We start from the raw sequence: 19,881 nt of genomic DNA, 5'->3' as shown, positions 1-19,881 counted from the left end.
ACAATCTTCGTTGTGGGATTAACGTAGCCATAATACCCAAACACAGCATTTTGAGCCTGCGTCTGATCCTGTTCATGCTGGCTGTTTTCTATGTTGTCTGTCATGACGATGCTCCCATAGGCCCAGTGACCGCCACGTCAAAAGCGGCGTCTTGAAAGCCACTTTCGCTCCGATCAATCCAGAAGCCGTTATTGGTTGTTTTTTGTTTGTAGATATACATAACGGACTGCTCAGTGCTTCCGCCGTTACTGTTATAGCCGTATCCGTAGGTGATGAATATTTCATTCACCGGGTCAGATGCTGCAAACGCCACAGGAAACGGAATGTAGTTCACATTGGCAAGGTTCGTGATACGGAAATATTGTGTGACAACGCGCCCCGGAACCCCGCGCACTTCAGGTAGGGTATTGCCAGAGGGTGTCACAATCGCGCCATTAGCTTGCAGCTTCCATTGCCGGTCGCCTGTTTCATCCGCAACGCCGAGAACGCCTTGAGTTAAGCCGCCCTTGGGACGATAGACTTGCTGATAGAAACGTTCGGGACCATCGCCCATCGCCAGCGACGACAGGCCGCCACCACGTCCAAAGCCCCAGTTATTGGCCTCCGTCATGGTGATGCCCCCCGTGAGGTTCCCGCCTGAAAGCGGCAAATAAGCGGCCTGCGCTTCAGGTTTGGTGAGGAAGTCGCGCCCTTGCGCGTCCGTAACATGCCCATGATTGTCGATTTGAAGCGCGACGAAGTAGTTCCCGCCATTGTCTTTTAAAACAAGACGCCCGGTGGTGGTGCCCGTTTTGGCATTGTTGGCAAGCTGGAGGAAGAACTGCATGTTCCAAAAGCCCGCCCCGATGGGGAAGGTCATTTGCAGATCACCTTGTTGAAAGGTGCCTTGCGAGAGCACAGAGCTTTGGAAGCTCGCCGCTCCTGTCGCGTTTAGCGTGCCGCTGAGAGTGGTGTTATCATGCGTGTCAACTTGGATCGGAATATGAAAATTCCCGCCGCCATCACGAAGTACGAGGCGACCATAGGTTGTGCCTTCCTTGGCATCATTGACGAGCTGAACGTAGAACTGGCTACCCTCCAACGTCGCTCCAATAGGCTGGGTTAACGCCAGATCGCCCTGTTGGAAAATATTGGCGGAATAGAGTGCCCCTGTCAGGTTTCCACCGCTCAGCGGCAGGTAAGCCGCTTGTGCCTCTGGCTTGGACAGGAAGGAGCGTCCTTGTCCGTCTGTGACGTTGCCGTGATTGTCGATCTGTAGCCCGACATAGTAATTCCCGCCACCATCACGAAGCACGAGGCGACCATAGGTTGTGCCTTCCTTGGCATCATTGACGAGCTGAACGTAGAACTGGCTACCCTCCAACGTCGCTCCAATAGGCTGGGTTAACGCCAGATCACCTTGCTGAAAAGTGCCTTGCGAAAGCACAGAGCCTTGGAAGCTTGCTGCCCCTGTTGCGTTGAGGCTGCCGTTAAGGTGAAGACTGCCATCAATCGTTAGATCGCCACTCATCGTGTCGCCTGAGCGGTTCACCTTGGCGTTAGAAAGCCCTGTCTCAGCGTTCTGAGCGCGTTGGATTTCGGAGTTAAGAGCTGTTTCAAGGGAGGACAGTAAATTTGAACCTTGTTGCTGAATTAATGTGAGAATAGCAGTAACAACTTGTGTATTATTGGTCTTATCTGGCTGGATGTTAGCTTTCTGACAGATTGCAACCAATTCACCTTGCACCATATTAAGCCACCAGGCGGGGACAAAGGTTGCTCCTAACCCTTTGTCGCTTGGGTCGCCGTCTGTGAAATAGCCGGGTTGACTGACAGCATTTTCTGGCAGCGGGTCTGGCGTTTGGACGGCTGTAATATCGTCAATTTGATATGCCATGTTTCATCTCTCTTCTGTTGTATAATAGCGAAAGAAAAGCGCTGTATGGGCAGGGGAATGTTTGCGGATGACACATTCAATGTACCCACGCTGCCATGTTCTCAGCCGGTTACCTGCGGTGTTGCGGCCAGAGCGAAAACGCGACACCACAAGGCGTGGGATTTGTACACGCCATGCAAACGCCCAATGACGGCCGTAACAGCGTTGACCTGCTCGCATAACGCCCGCCCGTGCAGGGGCGAACTCTTCAATCGTAATGGGAACACCTAGATTTTGAGCGAGGGTGATATAGTAACGAACCGACGAACCGCCCTCATCGGTGAGCTTTGCAATGATCGCGTTCCGCCGCTGCTCGGGTGTTCCATCATCCCCCATGCAGCTATCGGGGAGATCAAGTGTTTTTTCCCATTCATTGATAAAATGATAGGTTGAGCCTGGGAATAGATCATTCAGCAAGGATAGGGCTCTATTTGTGCTGTCGTGATAGACGTGGCCCAGAACGTGAAAGAGCTTTCCTAATCCATTCTCTTTTGAGCGGTTCCACAGTAAGCCCGAGGGCAGAAGCCTAAGGAGCGCATCACGAAAGTCTTCTGCGCTATAGTTGTGAGAAGACATGGCTAAGTCCTAAAACTAATATTCCCAAGAATGGGCATTCTTCCCACGGTTTCAGCAATGACAGGGCCACTGGGAGACTGCACGCTATATTGAGGAAGGTTGAGCGCATCTAAAGCGCCATTCCACGTTGAGGGATAGACCGTGGCACCGGGGCCGCTTGCACGTCGGAAAGCATCGTTCAGTGCATTTGAAATAGCTGCCTGTGTGGTAGCTGTATTATCAGCCCCTAGGCCTGAAATAATGAAATCAATGGGCTGTGCAATTGGAGCGCAGACAATAACCAGAGCCGTAACGGGGCGAAGGTCATTGATGGCATTGGCAACAGTCAGCTGGTCTCCACTTGCCGTATGGTAGCGCTTTTCAGCTGTGGCGCTGCCATCTTTGCCAATGGGGAAACCGCCTTGAGCCGCATTGGCATTGTCGAGCATGACATAAACCACCACACTGCCAATCCCGAACCCATCGGGGTTGACCCAAGCGCGCGTCACACCGGGAACCGCTAAGGCCCAATCGACATAATCTTGAGCGCGTCCATTTTTCCCGGCCGTTTGGTAGGCTGTGAGAATGCGCGCCCTAAAGGCTTCTTCGTCTTCAAGGTCTGCCCCGCCTGTAAAAGCTGTGGACACAAGCCCAGATGATTGCACGCCAATAATGGGGTTGGCGAGGGTTGCGACCGTTCCAAGTGGAACATTGCCGCTTGCCCCTGGCGTAGAAAAGCGGACAGGGAGTGTTACCTGACCCGTTTCATCCGCCGTTGCAGCTTCTGTGGTGGTGGCTGTGCCTACATTGCCTAAAGAAATCTCAGAACCTACGGGGAGAGTGGTATTGGCAACGGCCTGAAACGTCACAGTTCCTGATGCTGGCGATGCGGCTTTGCGCGTGATGCCTTTAAGGTTTCCCCAGCCTTCAAGATTTTCACCTGTTGCTGTCCAGGGAACGCCCTGTTTGGCAATCCAATCAAGATAAGCGTCATGAAGGTGAGCCATTCCCGCCCATACTTTGGCAAAAACACCGAGCACTGAAAAACGCGTAATGTTGGTTGCACCGGGCAGATTGGCCGATTGCATATTTTGCAAAATACTATTGCGATGCTCGGTTAAAGTCGGACGATTGAATGGCATAGCGAAACTCAGAATTGCAGACAGGAACGTAAAGAAATGCGCTTAGGCCATGTCTTGCCATGCGAGAGAAAATTGAAAATTCTCAGGAGACGGCCCGGTGGGCTGATAAGCGGCAATAGAAAAGTTAATTGTTTGAGAGCGAGCGTGAGACCATGTCGCTTTGACGTCGATTTTTGCGACCACATTATCGGTTATGAGCCATTCAAGCGCCTCATAAATGATGGCCTCGACTTCTAAGAGAACGGCATTGCTTTGCGCCACAATGACACGCTGCAATTGCCACAAACGCGAGCCAATAAGGCCCTCACCAAACATATCGCCCCACCATCCCTTGCGTGGGTTTTCAGTGGCATGAAGCGCATTACCGGGGATATGCAAACCAACCGCTTTATCTTGTGATGAAAGCTGATCGGGTGCTAGGCGATCAGAAAAAAGAGAAATGAGAAGGGCTTCTCTTAACGGGTTTTCTAAAGAAAGATCACCATCAGAAAAAAGCAGATCGCCTGCCTGTGTTGCGTTGTGATAATGGAGTGCAATATCGGCCATGCTGTGCCTCCACAAAAAAGAGTTTAATGAGGCGCTCCCGTTGAGCTGCCACCAGGTTGCACACCTGTATGAGTATGGTGAGCGCCAGAAATCCCCTGAGCTATGACGTCCGTCTGTCCGGTGATCGTCCCTGCGGCCGTGATGTTGTCACTCACATTCAGAGATCCTGTGAGATGTACGATGCCGTTTTGAGGGATGATGGAAATGCTTCCATCATTCATAAACCGCATAATAGAGCCCGTTGGAGGGTGGGTGATGCAGACTTCGCCGGGGTTAAGAGCCGTAGGGTAGTTGCGTTGGTCATTAGTAGCGATCGCTATGGGGCGTGAACGGTCGCCGCCTAAAAAAACAACCAAGGCATCACAGCCCGCGCGCGGTCGTGAAACGAAGCCATAATGCTGTAGAAGAGGGATGTTATCGCGCAGCTCGCGTGAGGTGAGGAGAAGTTGGAGCGTTTGGCCGCCCTTTTTCATCACCGTATCGGCCGTCTGACGGCCTAGTGAGAATAAAAAGGCGAGCCGTCCAGCAAGTCGGGCAAAAGATGACATTTAATGCCTCGCAGAATCATTTTGGGCAGCAGCCCCTGCCTTTTGATTGACCTTATTGACAATAGGCTGCGGGGTGAGGCTGGCAGAGGTAAGCAATGTAAGCTGCGTACGTCGCCCGTTGGCTGACCCTTCATAGGTGACATTGGCAATTACAAGATCGGCGCGACTACCGTTTGGTTTTGTCAGTGTCACACGTGTGTTGGGCGTATAGAGCGCTCCATGCTCGTCACGATGGCCTGACACGGTAATGGTGATAGGCTGAGACCGGCCTGAACGACGCGCGACTTCCCACAAGACACGCTTTCCAGCGACATCAAAATTTGCATCGCCAAGATCAACAGGAATCAGAAGGGGGCGGTAGCGCGTAATGCCGGGGTCGGTTGCCTGCTTCCCACTTTCCGAGGCTTTAATCTGGGAGACATAATCTGCACTATTCGGCTCAGAGCTCAGCAAGTTTGATGTTTGTAAAACAGCTTTGATGACACTGTAACGGTTTGTGGTTGAATGCTGCTCTTCATATTCTTCAATAGTGTCACCATACCGAAAGCTTGGCGTTTTCTCAGCTGCCTTCTGCACGGTTGTGATATGGATGTTCCCTTCTGCGCTGTCTGTAAACAGAAGGCCTACTTGCCGACAGAGCCGATCAATGATCGCGTAAGGTGTTTCAGTCAGATTGATAGCAAAAAGCGGAATAACGGGATTATCGATCTGAGGATCGACGGTCACGGAAACGCCAAAAGGTGCGCAAAGCTGTGTGACCATGTTCGATAGCGTTCGGCCGTTATTTTCATTACCGCCAAGCGTGAGGTCAGATGTCACGAGAGACGCTGAACAATCGGTGAGGTCTTGTGTCTTGGAGCCAATAATCAACGACATCGTATGGCCATGAGCGTTGATGGATTCACTGGTTGAGACGAGATACCCGGTGAGAATAAGCGTCTCACCCATCATAACAGTGGCGCTTGCCCCTACTGTGAATTCAAGATCATGATTATCGAGCTGGTGAAGGGTGGCGCTTAACGATATTTGCCATGGGATCAGGTCAATTCCGGCATGATAGCTATAGTGTTGCCAACCGGTAAGCTCGTGGTTGTCGATCGTGACTTTTAGCGCGTTGGGGTCTGTCTTGCTCATGACGATTCTGCCTCAAAATGGCTTGGCATGAAGGCGGGGTGAATAGCCTCTGACCGTGACATAAGCTCACTTGACCGACTGCCATCCCCATAGAGCTGTTGGGCAAGAGTGAGCGAAGGAAGCGGCCTGTTTCGGGTGATGGGCACGAGGTCGGGAAGCGCTGTGGATTTTTGTGATAAATCTTGCAGGCTTTTAGCAGCAAGGTCGCTGATGGATTGGTAAAGATCATCGAGGTTATTGTTGCCCGCTGCCATCTGAAAGTCGTCATAGAGGGTAGCCATGGTCGCGATCATGGCGCGGGCTTCTGTGGCCGTAGCGGGCTGCCAGTCTGATAGCGCTACAGCCAGCGGGCCTAGAGCTGCGCAGGAAAGATAAAAACGTGTCCAAAGAGCGGCTAAAGAAGACGCATGGGTGATGGTTTGGGCTTTTGTCTCTATCGGGTTAAGCGCCTCTTGTGGGAGCACGCACAAAGGTTTGAGCAATGTGAGTTGAGCAGACGGGTCTGAGCTGTTTTGTGGCACAAGAGACAGAATATTTTGCACGCTCTGAGTGAGACTTTCAGGTGTTGGTGGTGTCGTCGCCAGTGCGTAAGCGGATGTTTTGAGGGATTGCCGCCATTGAGAAAGAGCGCTAAGCGCATCATCGACAGACAATGAGCCTGCTGACCCGCTGTAGCGGCCATTATTACCCATTATTTGAGAGGCCGGCTGTGCGGTTGACGTTGGGCTATTGGCTTGTGTGACGATGGTTCCCGCCCAGTCGCTCATAACAGCGCGCGCGCTTTGGGCCACAACGGCCCCGTGAGCAAAGAGGCTCGAGGAGATATTGATATAGCCAGCCGCTGAAAGAACCCCCGTTGCCATCGAGGCAACCCCTAGGGCCGCATGAAGACCGGCTGTGATGAGGTTTGAGAGAAGTTCTTTGTGCTCAACAAAGCTGAGATTAAGATCAATGACATTGGTATATCCATCACGTTCTGCGAACTCATAGGAGGTGCAGACTGCCTTGAGGATACCAAGGCTGGGATGGATAAGCAGGCCAGGGCCTTTATGTTCCACCGCCATGGTTAGAAGGTCACGCTGGGAATAGCACAGAGGCCCGACAAGAAGGCCGCGTATTTTCCAGCGCCTGCCTTCCCGCCCTAAATCTTCTGACCAAACGCCGTTATGAGTCGGATAGTCATGGGTGGCAACGCGCCGCCCCGTGGTGCCACTTGAGCCATAGACTGCAAAGGGCACACCGCGAAAGGTGCATTGTAGGAATTCACCGGCAATGGCTGATAATGGCGAGAGGGAAAAAGGCATAAGAGGCTCTCTTTACAATCGAACATAAATATTCGATTAGAAACGTATGAAATATGCTTATCCTGTGACGCTTGTGCGCAATGACGATGATTCCTGGACAGCGTTTTTTGATGGCCTATCAGGCGCAACAGACGGGAAAACACGGGAGGAATGCTTACAAGAAGCCGTTGACCTTTTGGTTTCTGCTCTGACGTTTTATGTGGATGAGAATAAACCTCTCCCCAAACCAGAACCCAGAAGAGGACGACCGCTCATTGCTGTTCCCGTGCTCGAGGCTATGAAGTTCATATTGCATGACGAAATGATCGCGCAAAAGCTTACGAACAAAGCCCTTGGAGAGCGCCTTGGCGTGACAGAAACGGTTGTAAGACGTCTGCGCAATCCTTTGCACAAAAGCAAGGTTGAGATCGTTGAGCGTGCGCTGAATGTTCTAGGGATTTATCCTATTCTCGAAACCCCCTCATAAAGAGGGGGCATCAGGCGACATTGAACGGTGCGTGCGAAGAGAGCCTAGTGAGATGTTGGGATTATTGTTGTCACTCAGCTTGATGCGTGTGCCAGGCGGCGGGTTGAGGTGATTGATGTCAATGACAACCTTGCTGCTTGGCTCTGCCCCTGTATTGCCTGAACGTGCTTGAGAAGTGCGGCCCTCATCCTTTGTGAGGTCTTCCTGATGATCAGGCGGCCGAGCTACTGACAGTGGCGGCCCTTTAGGTTGAGGCGGCTCAATTGACATGGCCGGCGCTGATGGCTTGGGGGATGTAGCGCTCATCGCTGGAGCATCTGATTGCGGAAAAGAGCTGCTCACGCTTTTAAGCGCTTGCGCCCATTCATCTGCTACATGGGCACGTGCGTTCACATCGGGGCGCAAGGTTGCATCGGTAATACCCGGAATTTCATAATGCCGGCCCATAGCAAAGCCTGCCTCTTCTGGGGTTTTTGCACCCATAATATCCTTTTGTATTTTAGGATATTTCGCGAGATCGCGCGCGAAGAAATCTACTTGCTCATCAACAGAGCCTGAGGTCATAGGGTGGCCATAGCGCCTTTGGAACTCTGCTTGGCGCCCTTTGTCCCATTGAGCAATGCCGGCATGACTTCGATTATGAGCAGAAGGGTCAAGATTGCTCTCTTGAGAGAAATTCGCAAAAATTCCGGCAATGGCTGTATTGGCGAAACCATGCCGCTGCAAAGAGCGCTGGATGGCTAGAGCATTTTTGTTGGTTCCGTCCACCTTGCGATGTAGGGAGGCGTAGATATGGCTATCGTAACTTTCCTGCGTGTCATAAGGACGATTGGTGAGAGCTTTTGCGTCATTGATGGAAGGGGACTGATAAGCTTTCCCAGCATCCCCTGAAGATGGATGAGCGGCTTTAGAGGCGTCTTCTTGTTGAATGATGGCGCGTTCTTTTGCTTCATCAAATTGCCAAAACCGCCATAGGCTTGTTCGATTTAAATAATGCCTTTTAATGGCATCTTCTTCGTTTAACTTTTTTTCTTGTTCAATATATTTTGGATCAGACTTATTTGGCTTGTAGCTAAAAACCTTTACGGCGGCGATCCCTTCAAGGGCTGCCAATATTCCAACAAGAACACCAGAGCCCGCTATTAGACTAGCAATAACTGGTGCAGAGAAGAGCCCGGCAATCGCGCCAGCCGCTATGGTTGCAGTGCTTTTCCATCCCCCGAGCGACTGGGCGATATCGTCCGTTTTTGTGACAAAATCGCCCGCCCATTTGGTGATGCGGTCCCATCCACCGTCTTTGAACCAATCTATGAGGTCTTTGACATAGCCGGTAATTTTGGTGGAAATCCATTGACGGTTAGCAGCGATCCAGTCTGCCATCTGTGTGATAATAGGTGACAGAATGGGTTCTACGGTTTGGGCTAGGGTATTCCCAAAGCCCTGTACGGCCAGCTCTAGTCGGTCTTGACTGCTTGCCAGACGGTTTGAAGCCTCTACCCCGTCTTCATTTATGACGCCGTAACGGCGCGCGAGGTTGATGTTCTTTTGCCATGCCTGCCCTGATTGGAGCAGAACTGGGATAACGCCGCTTGCTCCAGAGCCAAATAAGGCTTGAGCGGCTCGAGCCCGTTCGAGGGGCGTTTTAAGCTTGCGCAGCTGGGATGCTACGCGTTCAAAGAGTTGATCGGGGGCATCATGTTCTAGCTCTTTGGCAGAGATATGGAACATCTGGAACTGCGCGAGAGCAGCGGGGTCTAGCCCAGTTCTGGCGTTAAAGCTGGTATTCGTCAGTTGCTGAAGGGTTGATTGCATTCCTTCAGCAGAGCCGCCGGCTAATTTTGCCGCATTCCCCATGGCTTGAAGGCGCCCAGGAGCAACACTCATGAGCTGGGAGGAAATGCCAAGCTGACGCCCCATTCCCGCCCAAGCTGATGAGAGCCGATAGACCCCCGCTAAGGAGGCCGCCCCAGTCAGTGTCCCTAAAATAGGAATGATAGAGGCGAGACTTTTAGCCGCACCACCAGTGGACGAGATAAGCCCTAAAAAACCCTTGCGGAGCTGGCGTGGCCCAAAATTATCCAACCGAGCGGCATTAGTCTGGAAGCGCTTAACAGGCGCGTTAAGCCGTGCAATGCGGTTCTCCAACTTATCCATCGTTTTAGAGAAACGATCTTCTGCCCCGATGGACATTTTGATGGAGGAGTTTTTAGCCATCATCTTACCCCATCTTCTGGGTTGTTAAACCGGTTTAACACCGTCATTTATCCGCTATTTTCTGCGGCTCTTTGACGTATTTTTGCAATGCGGTTGGACTGTTTGACCCAGAAGATCATCTCGTCACCCGTCAAGCTTTCTAGGTCTGAACGCGTCCAGCCTGGGAAAGTGAGAGAAAGCTCTGCGGGGATGTCACGCCAATTCACTGGAAAACGGGAAAAAAACCGTTGAGATACCCAGATGCTTCGACAAAATTGGAAATAGGAAGCCGTAAAACAGCGGCTTTTGGCCAGCCGCTCACCGCTGTAATAAGCATCTCATTGGATCGATGAATTTTCTCCAACGAGGCTTTTTTTAAGATCATACGCGCTGATTTAATTTCTCCAATGGTTGGAGCGCGCAATGTCATCACATCCCATTCTTTCCCACCGCCATGAATGGCCGGAGAGAATGTTAATGTTTTTTCGCATGGAAGATCATGCTCTTCCTGCGATAGATTGTCGCGTGCTCGTTCTTCAAAGCCCACAACAAAATCACGCGCTTTTTTGATAATGCCAGAAGGGATTTGAGAGAAAAAGGCATCAGAGAGACCTGTAACCTGACGGACAATCTCTATTTCAGCTTCCATAACCTCAACACGTACGATGTTGGGGAAGCTTACAACCTTTCGTGACGCTATGATGGTTTCATAGAGCGTTGGCTCTCGGAGTTTGAGCTCTGTGATTGTTTTTTCCCCAACGCTGATAGGGGCTGGAAGGGAAAGTGTCAGCGTTTCAGCTTGCGTATTAGGTTCTGCTTCCTGATCCTGAGATAGGCTTTCAAGCATGTCGTTATCTGAGAGTGTCATGCGGTGCCTCCGACGGTTTCTTCAATCACGCTGGTGCCGTGAAAGGTGAGCTTAAAGGTGCTTTCTTGTGTGGAAACGGTGAGATTTTCGACTTGCCACATATCGCTTCCTGTCACGACTTTTCCGTTGGCAAGTTCTGCAATGATGGTGAAACCAGAAGCACCCTGAAGATCAGCAATGCGTTTATCGTCACGGTCTCGAATATTAGCGCTTATTTCACCTTCCACGGGCATTTGCCCAAAACCCTCAACGGCACTTTGGCCCTTGAGGGTTTCGTTGGTCATGCCGCTTGGTCGGTATTCGAGGTCTCCGACGACATTCCAGACCTCGCCGTTGATGGTAAAGCTGGCCCAACCAGCAAGGGGGCCTCTGCGAATGGCAGCCATGGGGTTTCTCCTTAGGATGAGGCGAGGAATTGTGCATTGCCAGCAATCGTCCAGAGCTGATCGGCAAAAATGTAGGGCATAAGCGTTTTGAGAACCCCTTCCCCTGCATATTCAACAGAAAGACCGGCATTGAATTGTGCAGGGTTTTGACACCAGAGATTGTCACATTGGGTTCGGTAGCGTGCCTTAATGGTGTTGGCGACAATGTCAGGTGTGACAGCACGGACGCCTGCTGGGATGCGTGAGCCGTTTTGCAACAAGATGGAGTTCCCACATTGCTCGTAAACGAAGGTGCCCATGTCTTGGAGGCAGACTTGAGCGGTTAAGAGACGCTCAATATCCAAATAGGAATTGTCAGGCAGGCCGTTGGCGTTCTCAGTATAGGTTGTGATGACGCGCTCAATGATGACGCTGCCATCATCGCTGACACGGAATGTGCTGAGGCCGTCATGGAGCAATGAGTTGCGTTGGTCACGGTCGAACTCACCCATACCACTAGGAGGGAGAGCTGGCAGTGTTATCCCTGCGACAGGCAAGGCCGGGTTGTCACGCATGGACAGAGCAATAGCCCCACCAAGCCATGCCGCCCATTTAGCGGGGTGGGAGGGGCTGTCTGATGTGGGCATGATGGACTGGTGCGGATCGTTCTTGCTTACCAAAGCGGTTGCTTGGCCATATGTCAGGCGAGCCGCTGTGATGGCCTGACCATAGAGCTGCTGCATGGGCGACCACCGACCGCTCAGGTTGTTGGTCCAATCACGGAATGCTGTGAGGGATGCCTCATCACTATAGGGGTGAATGAGGAGATCATACACACGGCTTCCTTGTGTTGCGAACACAGAGGGAAGCTGAGGGTTTTGTGCGCCGCTGGTGAAGGCGGTTGTGGTGACGGTAAGGCCATTGGGAACAGATTGCCCGCCTGATGAGCCTAAAAGTGCAACGGCTAGGCTGTGCTGATTGTCGGTAAGACCGGCATTCTTGGCCGTGAAGGTGAGGGAGATCGTGCCATCGTTTCCCTTGGCAGGCGTGCCAACGGTAACAGGCAAGCCTGCGGTTTGATTGAAACGCACGACTATAGACTGCGCAACAGCCTGAGCGGTGTCTCCATTGGCAACGGGAACGCTGATGAGCGTATCGTTCACGTAAAGGGGGAGTGTTCCCGCTTCGGTTGCTTGGCCATTAAGCGTGAGCGTTGCGCTGGCGTGACTTGCGCCTTCATCGTCATCAAGTGGTAAGAGCCAGACTTCTCCTGATGGGTCGGTCTGACGGTAGGCGGCCAACATCAAAGCGATATGTGAGCCGTCGCCATATGAGGCGATGGCATTGGAAAGCCCCGTATCTTTGACCGCAACATTCGCGGTTCCGGGGGCGTTTTTGAGTTTTTGGCCAATGAGTAAAACGCGGCGCACACCAGCGGCCGTATTGGCTTTGGAGTTATCGAGGGCAAAATAAAACCCCGGAACACGATTGGACGTGTCGTAGCCTGGGATTGAAATAGCGGAGCTCATGGGGTTTTCCCCTCTTCTGTGCGGCGCTCAGTCAAGGCTGATGAAAGTTTTTGAGAAGGTTGGGGTTCTGACGAGGGCGGAGCACATTCTATGACGTCCCCAACGGCGAGAAGCCTATGCCAAAAAGGAGATGGTGTGACGTTTTCCCCATCAGAGGAAAGTAAGCGTAACGTGCCGGGATGGCGCACCACCCGGCTTTGAGCTGGTTTGATGAACATGGGGTATCCTAAAAGGATGATATAAACCGTTAGAGGGGGCCAAAAGTGCCTGTGAGGGCGGACAAAGGCTTTCCCGGCAGCGGATAGGTTTCGGAATATTTGAGCTCTAGGGCGAGCGTGAACTGAGCGAGATGACTTTTTGTTTCACTATTCAGCTCAACATGTGTGTGCAGTCCCTCCACTTCCTCAACGTTACCCATAAGGCGCGTGTCGGTCATGAGGAGGGTTTCAATCGCGTCATTGAACTGATCGATCTGTTCCAACGCATCAGCAGGGTTATCACCACGCACAATCCCAATAATTTGAATGGTGGTTGTGCGAGAGAAAGACGGGGGGCCTGCCCCTAAAGAGCTGCCAACATCAGAGGGAGCAGAGACCCATAGGGCGGGGAGTTTGTCGGCCATTACAGGCCATGGGTTCCCCTTAAAAACACGGCTCCCTGCGACGGTTGATGCGTTCTTTAAAAGATCAACACAGAGGTCACGAAGCTGCACGCGGAAAAGCCGGCCGTCATCGTGAAGAGGGGATGGTCTCATGCGAAGATTTCCGGTGAGGCATTGCCTACATTCAAGGTGAGGTGAAGAGCGCCGTGAGAGTCTGGCTGGACTTCCTCAATGACAAGCCGCTCTCCCCTGACAAGAACATGGTCGCCTTGCTGGGGGAGGGTTGGAAAGCTGGAGGAACGGCACCCGATGACGGGGAGGGATGAGCTGATGTGAGCAGGTGCCATCCCCATCTCTGTTGGGATGTCTTCAACCTTTTTAAATCCCTCATCATAGATTCCCACAAAAGGCACTTTTGGCCCTCCTGAAGCGGGAAAGAGTGTGAGAGGCTCACCGAACGTCTCCATCACAGGGCCAAGAACGAGGCCGTCCCAATCGAGCGGCCCGCTCATCCTTGCGAGGTTGGTGGTGGGGGCGCTGATTTGGCAAAGATCGGGAAGGCCCCTTCTGTGGCGCGCTCTTGAGCTGGGAGAACTTCACCACTTGCTAGGCGAATAATGCCCACTTCTACCCATTCGCGTGCCGTGGTGGTGCAAATGGTAATATCGGTGCCAGGTGGAATAGGGGGGTGTCCTGGCTCATCGTAGATCGGGCGTAAGGCAACAGCACGAACGGTTGGGAAGGTATCCTGATTGGGCACAGGGGGCGTCCTTGAGGTTGTGTGGAGGGTATCCTGGTCAGTGTGAGGCTGCGTTGCCTCTTCTGACTTCGAGGGATTTGTGTCGTCCGCCATTAGCTATTCCCTCCTGAAACGCCATTGCCGGGGGCGCATACGGTCGCACAAAAAGCCGCGTTGACTCGCGACGGGATAGGCAGTGGGGCTGACTGCATCAACAGATTAATCTGGCCGGGATTTTCGTTGTACCACAGCTTTGGAGCGTAAGATAAAGGCTCGAAATTGAAGTAAGGGTCTTGAATAAGGCCGTAAGCCCGCGTTCCCTGAAGGTCAGGGCCGGTCAGGATGACAGACCCATCTGGGAGCATGGGGCGCTCAAATTCTTGAGCGTTTCCTTCCGCATCACGCACAATCCGGCCTGCGGCGTCGCGCAGATAGTCAACATACCAGTCTGCATACAGCCAAAGATTGAACTGCCCCCAACGGCCCATAGAGACACCGCCTTGATTGGGAACGCGTGCCCCTGTGACGATCGGGTCATTTTTAGGGTCAATAAGAGCGCTTTGGAAGATGGTGTTGACCACTTTCGGGTCAGAAATAAACTTTTGCCATGGAGACGGTGTAAAAACGATATTTTGAGGCATCGCCCCAGATTTTTGCATGACGTAGATCGCCCAGTTCGTCACGCTATCGGCTGGTGAGACGTTGGGTTGTCCCCATTGAGCATTGCCCGTTAGTGCGATGGTCAGAGAAGGATCACGGTTGAAATCAATAACAGATACCCCTTCCCCTTCTACATTCATGCCAATTTTGCCGGTACTGAGGGCTTGGGCGGCCATCCATTCCGTGCGGCGGTTGGCCATATCTTTTTGATCAGAAAGTTCAAAAATGAGATTTTCTTCTAAGCGCGCACGCATAGAAGTGTCGCCACCAACGCGTTCCCCAATTTGACGGCGAATAGGTTTTAGAAGGTCAGGAGTGCGTAAGTCTTTTATGGTTGGTGGCGTAAATAAGTTGGTTTGTGTGCGGCGTGATTCAACGGTTTTCCCTTCCACCAGCGGGCTAACAAAAGGGGACATGCGGCGTTTACCAACGTCCACATCAATGGCGACTTCAGGGAACTCAGAGGTCACGATGTTGGGGAAAGCAAGATCAAGCAAGAAGCCAGAGGACTTTTTGAGGTTTTCAACAACACCAATAAGTTCAACTCGGTCATAGAGGCTGATCATGGCCTGCAAAGAGGTTCCTGAAGCGAGTTCTGCACTAGAATTATAGGCCATTAACTCTGTTCCTTTTATACAATATCATTTGAAAGGGATTCTTTGATAAAGAGCTGATTTTTACGGCATGCCGTTACCAGCGCGTCATAGCTCCAGGAGGAATCATAGGTGAGATAGCGGCTATTAAATTCGCCCATCTCATAAATAGCCCCCCAGGCCTGACCGGCCGTTGTGTCAACAGTGTCAACAACAATGCCAAGGGGGGTCTGGCTTCCATCTGTTGCACTTGGGAGTGCGGGAACAAAAAGGCCTGTGGCATCAACACGGCCGACAAGAGTGCCTCGGATAAGTGGCGTGTCTGATTGAGCAAAGGAAACGTCACGCGTGACGAGCTTGAGGTTGCCGGCAATGAGCTGATCGGGGACGAAGGTGACGGTTCGTGCACCGGGGCGGAATTGGTAGCTTGGAGGCAATGGCATGATGACGACCCTTTACTGATGGCGTTTGTTAAAAGCCGCAACGCGATTTTGAAGAGAGCTTTTGGGCTGACCCGCATTAGCTTTGAGGGGGCGCACAGCATGAGAGGTCATGCGGCTGCGCAGGCTGGCTGTTGTGTTCTGGGATGTGTGGCGCGCGTTGGCACGACGTGACCGTCTTGAACCACATGATGCCGCACGGAGAGCGGCTACGGCCTGCATGCGCGTCATTGTGGTGTTAAAGGCAATATGACAGGCAAGAGCCAAATTATTGGCCGCTTCAGGGCGTCTTAAAATGGCTTGCGCACGGGATGAGGCGCGGGCTTTTGCGTCTTCCCGAACGGTTCTGTCGTCGTCATCGTCTTCATCTTCTGCTTTTTTGTCGTCCTCATCATCACGCTCATCTTCCGCATCAAGATCATCGTCAGATTGTGCGGTGTCGTCATCAGGGTCGGGGGTTTCACCACGACGCTGCCGTGCCCGTTGGGTGTCGTCATCCTCTCCAGTGGTTTCTTCAGGAGGGAGGTCGTCTGGGGTGTTTTCGTCCGCTTTCGGTGGAAGCGTGTCTTGATCATCATCGCTCATACGGGCCCCGTTTAAATGAGCAAAAGGGCTGCGGGTGTTGCGACGAGAGGCGGGGCGTTGTGCCATTTTTTAGCTCCATAAAAAAAGCCGCTCATCGTGATGATGGCGGCCTATTTGGCAGGGTGTTAAACCGGTTTAACAAACGGGTTTGAGCGGTTAGGAAAACTGCTCAATGAGGTCGTCTAACGCTTGATGTGGGGGCATAGCGGAATCGGCAAGGCCAAGGGCAACGCCACGCTCTCCTAAATAGGCTTCCCCTTCCATTGCGCGTATCGTGCCTTCATCAAGGCCGCGATTGCGTGCAACGAGTGCGACAAATTTTTCACCAAGCGCATTTACAATCGCTTGTTCGCGATTGATGATCTCAGGGGTCAGTGGCTCTACCTCTTGAAGCTCTGCTTTATGGCGTCCAAAGCGGAAAACAGTGGTTTTGATGCCCTTATTGTGCAGCATCTCTGAATAGTCCGCGTGAATCATAATGACGCCAATCGACCCCACCATGCCCGTTTCAGGAACGGTGATCGTATCGGCGCCGCAAGCCAGGGCGTAAGCGGCGGAGTTTGCCGCATTATAGACAATAGCGACAATGGGCTTTCGACGGCGCGCTTGAGCGATCGTGTCTGACAATTCTAAGCATTGGCTGACATCGCCACCGGGGCTATCAATCCATAAGGCAATCGCTTTAATCCGGCTATCATCCAGGGCGTCGTCAAGCCGTGCCCTGATGTCCTCATAGAACGAGCAATAGGGGTAAAAAACGCCACCGGGGCCCGATAAGAGGAGCCCTGTAATGGGGATGATCCCTACATTTCCTTCTATGCGGAGAGGAACGCCCCAATAAAAAAAGCTATTTTCAGAGTCTTCAAAACCACTCATCGCCTGAGGAGACTGTGCGACTATTGTCGCATGCGGCCCATGTGCGACAAGTTCTGAGCGCAATTCTGACGCGCGGCTATGGTCAAGGGCGAGCGGCTTATTCAGGATGGTTGAGAGCCTCAGGCTAGGGTTACTCATTGCTATCTCCTGAATTGTCACTGTCATCATGTGAGACGGCTTCATCTGGCCGACTATCGCCCGGTTGTCGGAGGCCTGCTTTTTGAAAGGCTTCTTGTTCAATTTTTCTTTGATCGAGAATGTCTTCCCAATTGCGCCCTTCATTCATCGCGGCCTCATCTTCCAGCGTTGACAAGCCCGACTGAACGCCAATAAGGGAGCCTTCACGTTCTTTTGTGGGGTCAATCCAGCCACGGCCGGGGGCAAGCCATTTTGCCCGACCATAGGCATGGCGTGCTTCCAAGAAGTGCGGGAGTGCGCCGCCGGTGGGCATCGGCGGATGGTCGCTTTCCATCGCTTCTTCCAGCCAGGCCAAACGAATGGGAACCGCAAAACCAGCGCAGAAATCAAGCCGGCGGCGATCCGTTGTTTTGTAGGCTTCAAGCAAGGCGGCGCGGGCTGAAGAGTAGTTCACATCTGACCAATCATTGCTGACCTGCATAGGGCTTAGGCCGGCTGCTGATGCCACATTTCTGAGAACTGTTTTTTCGAAGTCAGCAAAGCCGCTTGCAGGCCGTGCGGCGGTCACGGATGTGATCTTCTCTCCCGGTGAGAGCATGGGGATGCGTGAGCCTTGGAGCGATAGATTGCGCCCATCATGATAAGCCACGCGCTCTTCCCATCCAGCCCAACCGGCGGGGTTTCCTAAGGCTTCCGATGAGTTGGTAGGGGCCAAGGCTTCTGCGGTTGATTGTGGGTCGTAGGGTGTTTCAATAAAAGCGGCAAACACAGCATTGACGATGGCGGCATCAAGTTCTGCGGTATCGTAGCGTGCCAGCATCTTCATGCGTGTAATGACCGGCGCAAAGATACCGGCCCCGCCGCGATGCTGCCCGGCCTGATGGCGTTCAAAATGATGAACCGTGATGGGGCGGCCAAAGGCGGTTTCTTTGGGATAGCGTGCCCAACGTATGGAGTGAGAAACGGCGAAGTAATCGTCTGGATGGGCTTCACGGATATGGTAGGCAATGGGTTCGCCCGTTATCGGGTCAACTTCAACACCGTTGCGGATGGTGCTGAGGTCATACTGATTATCGGGGTTTGAGAGGCGATCCGTATCAACAATTTGCACGCTTGTGGCGTAGCGCGCACCACCTAAGCAGACACGCTCTTCCATCCACGGCAGGACGGCTAAAGCATCGCCATCAATGAGAAGATGGCGCATGGCTAAGTGCATTTGTTGGCTGAAGGTGAGCTGCCGTTCCGTGTCGTTGTAATGGGAGGGGTCGTCTGCCCAATTGCGCCAATGGGCGTCGATAAAGCTGCTGAATTCAGCCGCCCATGAAGCGTCAAATCGTGAGTTTCCTGAAACATGGCGAAGCCAGCGGTGATCAGGCTTTGAAACGGGGCGAAGTGAGACCCCCACCACGCTATCGAGAATGCGCGTGACGGCACCAGAGGCCCATCCATCGTTGCGCACCAGATCGCGCATGCGTGCTACCAGCGTGTCACGCTGGGACGTGCCAATGGTTGAATCCCCACTGCGAAGGCCGGGCATCCATTGTTGGTTATGCTGACCGTAATAATCCGCCCCATCATAGGGCATATTGGACGGATTATGCAGACCCATGGGGCGAGGGCGTGCGGGGGCTTTAGGCGCAGCTCTCCTGCCGCGTTGCAGGGCTGCGCGGCGGGGAGATAGGATGGCCATAAAACCTCATCAGTGTCTTAAAAAACGGGACGCAAAGCAGAGCGCCGTGTCCCTGGTATGCCGAGCTGCGATTGGATCATCTTAATTGTTTGGAGAAGCTGTGGGGCATCAGCAGGGCGATAGCTGACAGAGCGTGATCCGTCCCCTTGCGTATAGGAGACTGAGACAATCTGCTGCCCTGATTGGAGGGACAGGTAAGCTCTTTGGAGCGTTGCTAGTTGCTGCTTGAGCTGCTCTTTATCCATGCCAGCAAGAATTGAACTGCGGGGATTGAAGAGCGGGCGTGACGGGGTCAGGGGAATAGCCATACGGCCCTCAGATTTTTTGGGGAGAAAACCGCATAAAAAAAGCGGCCCCGATGGAGCCGCTTAAACGATTTTCGAAAAGAATAATGTTTTTATAGGGCTTAGCGGGCCCAATAAGCAAGATGTTTTTTAATCATGTTCTTTTTCATGTGCGGCCTGCCAGCCTTGGGGCTGAGCGTGTTCGTTGTGAAAGGCCGCTAGGGTGTCGAGCCATAAACCCACAGAAGAGGGGATGGGTTGCTTGTCTTGTGCCCACCGTCTGACCGTTGTCGGATGGGTGTTTAAGGTGAGCGCAAGATGGCGTTGAGACCAACCAATAGCCTCTAAGCAGGTTCTGAGTTGATCGGCATTCATGCGCGTTTCCTGAGATTTCTGATCATAAGAACAAAAAATATCATCTGAATTATGGCCATAACAACACGAAAAATCTCATGATAATCAATGAACATGGGATGTCTCCTTAAAAGTAAATGAGAAAGGTAGGGGGCTTTTGCCCCCTAACCCATTTATTTTCGACTGTTGCGCCATGCGAGGAATGCAAGAACCGTTTGAATAACGGCGAGGCTGTCTAAAAAGAATTGATGTCTATTGCTCATGAAGCTTTCCTGCTCTCATAACCGGCGCTTCATTGCGCTCGGTATGTGTTCATTATAAACACAACGTATGGCAAAAAACAAGACGCTTCTAAA

The 19,881-nt window shown here is 52.4% G+C and carries 23 protein-coding genes; 1 reads left to right on the top strand and 22 read right to left on the bottom strand.

Annotation, left to right across the window (positions count from 1 at the left end; translation table 11 throughout):
- Positions 1–100 precede the first annotated feature (100 nt).
- The 7 genes from GS535_RS03670 to GS535_RS03640 are packed head-to-tail and all read right to left on the bottom strand — an operon-like array spanning position 101 to position 7,144.
- Positions 101–1,876, bottom strand: coding sequence for a hypothetical protein (locus GS535_RS03670; RefSeq protein WP_160799149.1), 1,776 nt, complete (start codon positions 1,874–1,876; stop codon positions 101–103).
- A gap of 3 nt (positions 1,877–1,879) precedes the next feature.
- Complete coding sequence (locus GS535_RS03665) at positions 1,880–2,491, bottom strand: YmfQ family protein (RefSeq protein WP_160799148.1); 612 nt, start codon at positions 2,489–2,491, stop codon at positions 1,880–1,882.
- Positions 2,492–2,493: 2 nt separating this feature from the next.
- Entirely contained in the window at positions 2,494–3,612 is a 1,119-nt protein-coding gene (locus tag GS535_RS03660) for a baseplate J/gp47 family protein (protein WP_160799147.1), read from the bottom strand.
- 42 nt (positions 3,613–3,654) lie between these two features.
- Entirely contained in the window at positions 3,655–4,158 is a 504-nt protein-coding gene (locus GS535_RS03655) for a phage GP46 family protein (protein ID WP_160799146.1), read from the bottom strand.
- A 23-nt stretch (positions 4,159–4,181) separates the two neighbouring features.
- Positions 4,182–4,706, bottom strand: coding sequence for a phage baseplate assembly protein (locus tag GS535_RS03650; RefSeq protein ID WP_160799145.1), 525 nt, complete (start codon positions 4,704–4,706; stop codon positions 4,182–4,184).
- Positions 4,707–5,840 carry a phage baseplate assembly protein gene (locus GS535_RS03645; RefSeq protein ID WP_160799144.1) on the bottom strand — a complete coding sequence of 378 codons (1,134 nt, stop codon included), beginning with the start codon at positions 5,838–5,840 and terminating at the stop codon, positions 4,707–4,709. It abuts the gene before it with no gap.
- Positions 5,837–7,144 (bottom strand): DNA circularization protein, encoded by a 1,308-nt coding sequence (locus tag GS535_RS03640; protein WP_160799143.1) that lies wholly within the window; start codon positions 7,142–7,144, stop codon positions 5,837–5,839. The genes GS535_RS03645 and GS535_RS03640 overlap by 4 nt, the downstream gene beginning before the upstream one ends.
- A gap of 46 nt (positions 7,145–7,190) precedes the next feature.
- Between GS535_RS03640 and GS535_RS03635 the strand changes: the two genes are divergently transcribed.
- Positions 7,191–7,610 carry a type II toxin-antitoxin system HicB family antitoxin gene (locus tag GS535_RS03635; protein WP_160799142.1) on the top strand — a complete coding sequence of 140 codons (420 nt, stop codon included), beginning with the start codon at positions 7,191–7,193 and terminating at the stop codon, positions 7,608–7,610.
- On the opposite strand, the gene GS535_RS03630 is transcribed toward GS535_RS03635, so the two are convergent.
- The 15 genes from GS535_RS03630 to GS535_RS03560 form a co-directional block, all read right to left on the bottom strand.
- Positions 7,605–9,827, bottom strand: a complete 2,223-nt coding sequence (locus GS535_RS03630; protein WP_160799141.1) for a phage tail tape measure protein — start codon at positions 9,825–9,827, stop codon at positions 7,605–7,607. The genes GS535_RS03635 and GS535_RS03630 overlap by 6 nt on opposite strands.
- 199 nt (positions 9,828–10,026) lie before the next feature.
- A complete protein-coding gene (locus GS535_RS03625) occupies positions 10,027–10,671 on the bottom strand; it encodes a phage tail assembly protein (RefSeq protein WP_160799140.1) in 645 nt (214 codons plus the stop codon).
- Positions 10,668–11,057 carry a phage tail tube protein gene (locus tag GS535_RS03620; RefSeq protein ID WP_160799139.1) on the bottom strand — a complete coding sequence of 130 codons (390 nt, stop codon included), beginning with the start codon at positions 11,055–11,057 and terminating at the stop codon, positions 10,668–10,670. Before GS535_RS03620 ends, GS535_RS03625 begins: the two co-directional genes overlap by 4 nt.
- An 11-nt stretch (positions 11,058–11,068) precedes the next feature.
- The gene (locus tag GS535_RS03615) at positions 11,069–12,565 is read right to left on the bottom strand and encodes a phage tail sheath subtilisin-like domain-containing protein (RefSeq protein WP_160799138.1); all 1,497 of its coding nucleotides are present in this window, start codon (positions 12,563–12,565) and stop codon (positions 11,069–11,071) included.
- Positions 12,562–12,783, bottom strand: a complete 222-nt coding sequence (locus GS535_RS03610) for a DUF2635 domain-containing protein (RefSeq protein ID WP_160799137.1) — start codon at positions 12,781–12,783, stop codon at positions 12,562–12,564. The genes GS535_RS03615 and GS535_RS03610 overlap by 4 nt, the downstream gene beginning before the upstream one ends.
- Before the next feature lie 29 nt (positions 12,784–12,812).
- The gene (locus tag GS535_RS03605) at positions 12,813–13,319 is read right to left on the bottom strand and encodes a hypothetical protein (RefSeq protein WP_160799136.1); all 507 of its coding nucleotides are present in this window, start codon (positions 13,317–13,319) and stop codon (positions 12,813–12,815) included.
- Positions 13,316–13,678, bottom strand: coding sequence for a hypothetical protein (locus tag GS535_RS03600; RefSeq protein ID WP_160799135.1), 363 nt, complete (start codon positions 13,676–13,678; stop codon positions 13,316–13,318). Before GS535_RS03600 ends, GS535_RS03605 begins: the two co-directional genes overlap by 4 nt.
- On the bottom strand, positions 13,675–14,019 hold the full coding sequence (locus GS535_RS03595; RefSeq protein WP_160799134.1) for a hypothetical protein: 345 nt from the start codon (positions 14,017–14,019) through the stop codon (positions 13,675–13,677). The genes GS535_RS03600 and GS535_RS03595 overlap by 4 nt, the downstream gene beginning before the upstream one ends.
- Positions 14,019–15,182 carry a major capsid protein gene (locus GS535_RS03590; protein ID WP_160799133.1) on the bottom strand — a complete coding sequence of 388 codons (1,164 nt, stop codon included), beginning with the start codon at positions 15,180–15,182 and terminating at the stop codon, positions 14,019–14,021. The genes GS535_RS03595 and GS535_RS03590 overlap by 1 nt, the downstream gene beginning before the upstream one ends.
- Before the next feature lie 14 nt (positions 15,183–15,196).
- Positions 15,197–15,601: a head decoration protein gene (locus GS535_RS03585; protein WP_160799132.1), complete on the bottom strand. Its 405-nt coding sequence runs from the start codon at positions 15,599–15,601 to the stop codon at positions 15,197–15,199.
- A gap of 12 nt (positions 15,602–15,613) precedes the next feature.
- Positions 15,614–16,249 (bottom strand): hypothetical protein, encoded by a 636-nt coding sequence (locus GS535_RS03580; protein WP_160799131.1) that lies wholly within the window; start codon positions 16,247–16,249, stop codon positions 15,614–15,616.
- 90 nt (positions 16,250–16,339) lie between these two features.
- Positions 16,340–17,197 carry a S49 family peptidase gene (locus GS535_RS03575; protein ID WP_160799130.1) on the bottom strand — a complete coding sequence of 286 codons (858 nt, stop codon included), beginning with the start codon at positions 17,195–17,197 and terminating at the stop codon, positions 16,340–16,342.
- Entirely contained in the window at positions 17,190–18,887 is a 1,698-nt protein-coding gene (locus tag GS535_RS03570; RefSeq protein WP_160799129.1) for a phage portal protein, read from the bottom strand. Before GS535_RS03570 ends, GS535_RS03575 begins: the two co-directional genes overlap by 8 nt.
- A gap of 17 nt (positions 18,888–18,904) precedes the next feature.
- Positions 18,905–19,195, bottom strand: coding sequence for a gpW family head-tail joining protein (gene gpW, locus GS535_RS03565; RefSeq protein WP_160799128.1), 291 nt, complete (start codon positions 19,193–19,195; stop codon positions 18,905–18,907).
- 126 nt (positions 19,196–19,321) lie between these two features.
- A complete protein-coding gene (locus GS535_RS03560) occupies positions 19,322–19,546 on the bottom strand; it encodes a helix-turn-helix transcriptional regulator (protein ID WP_160799127.1) in 225 nt (74 codons plus the stop codon).
- Positions 19,547–19,881: the final 335 nt, after the last annotated feature.

This window comes from Saccharibacter sp. EH611 (genome assembly GCF_009834765.1).
Taxonomy (GTDB): domain Bacteria; phylum Pseudomonadota; class Alphaproteobacteria; order Acetobacterales; family Acetobacteraceae; genus Saccharibacter.
This window is presented reverse-complemented; position numbering and strand designations above follow the sequence as displayed.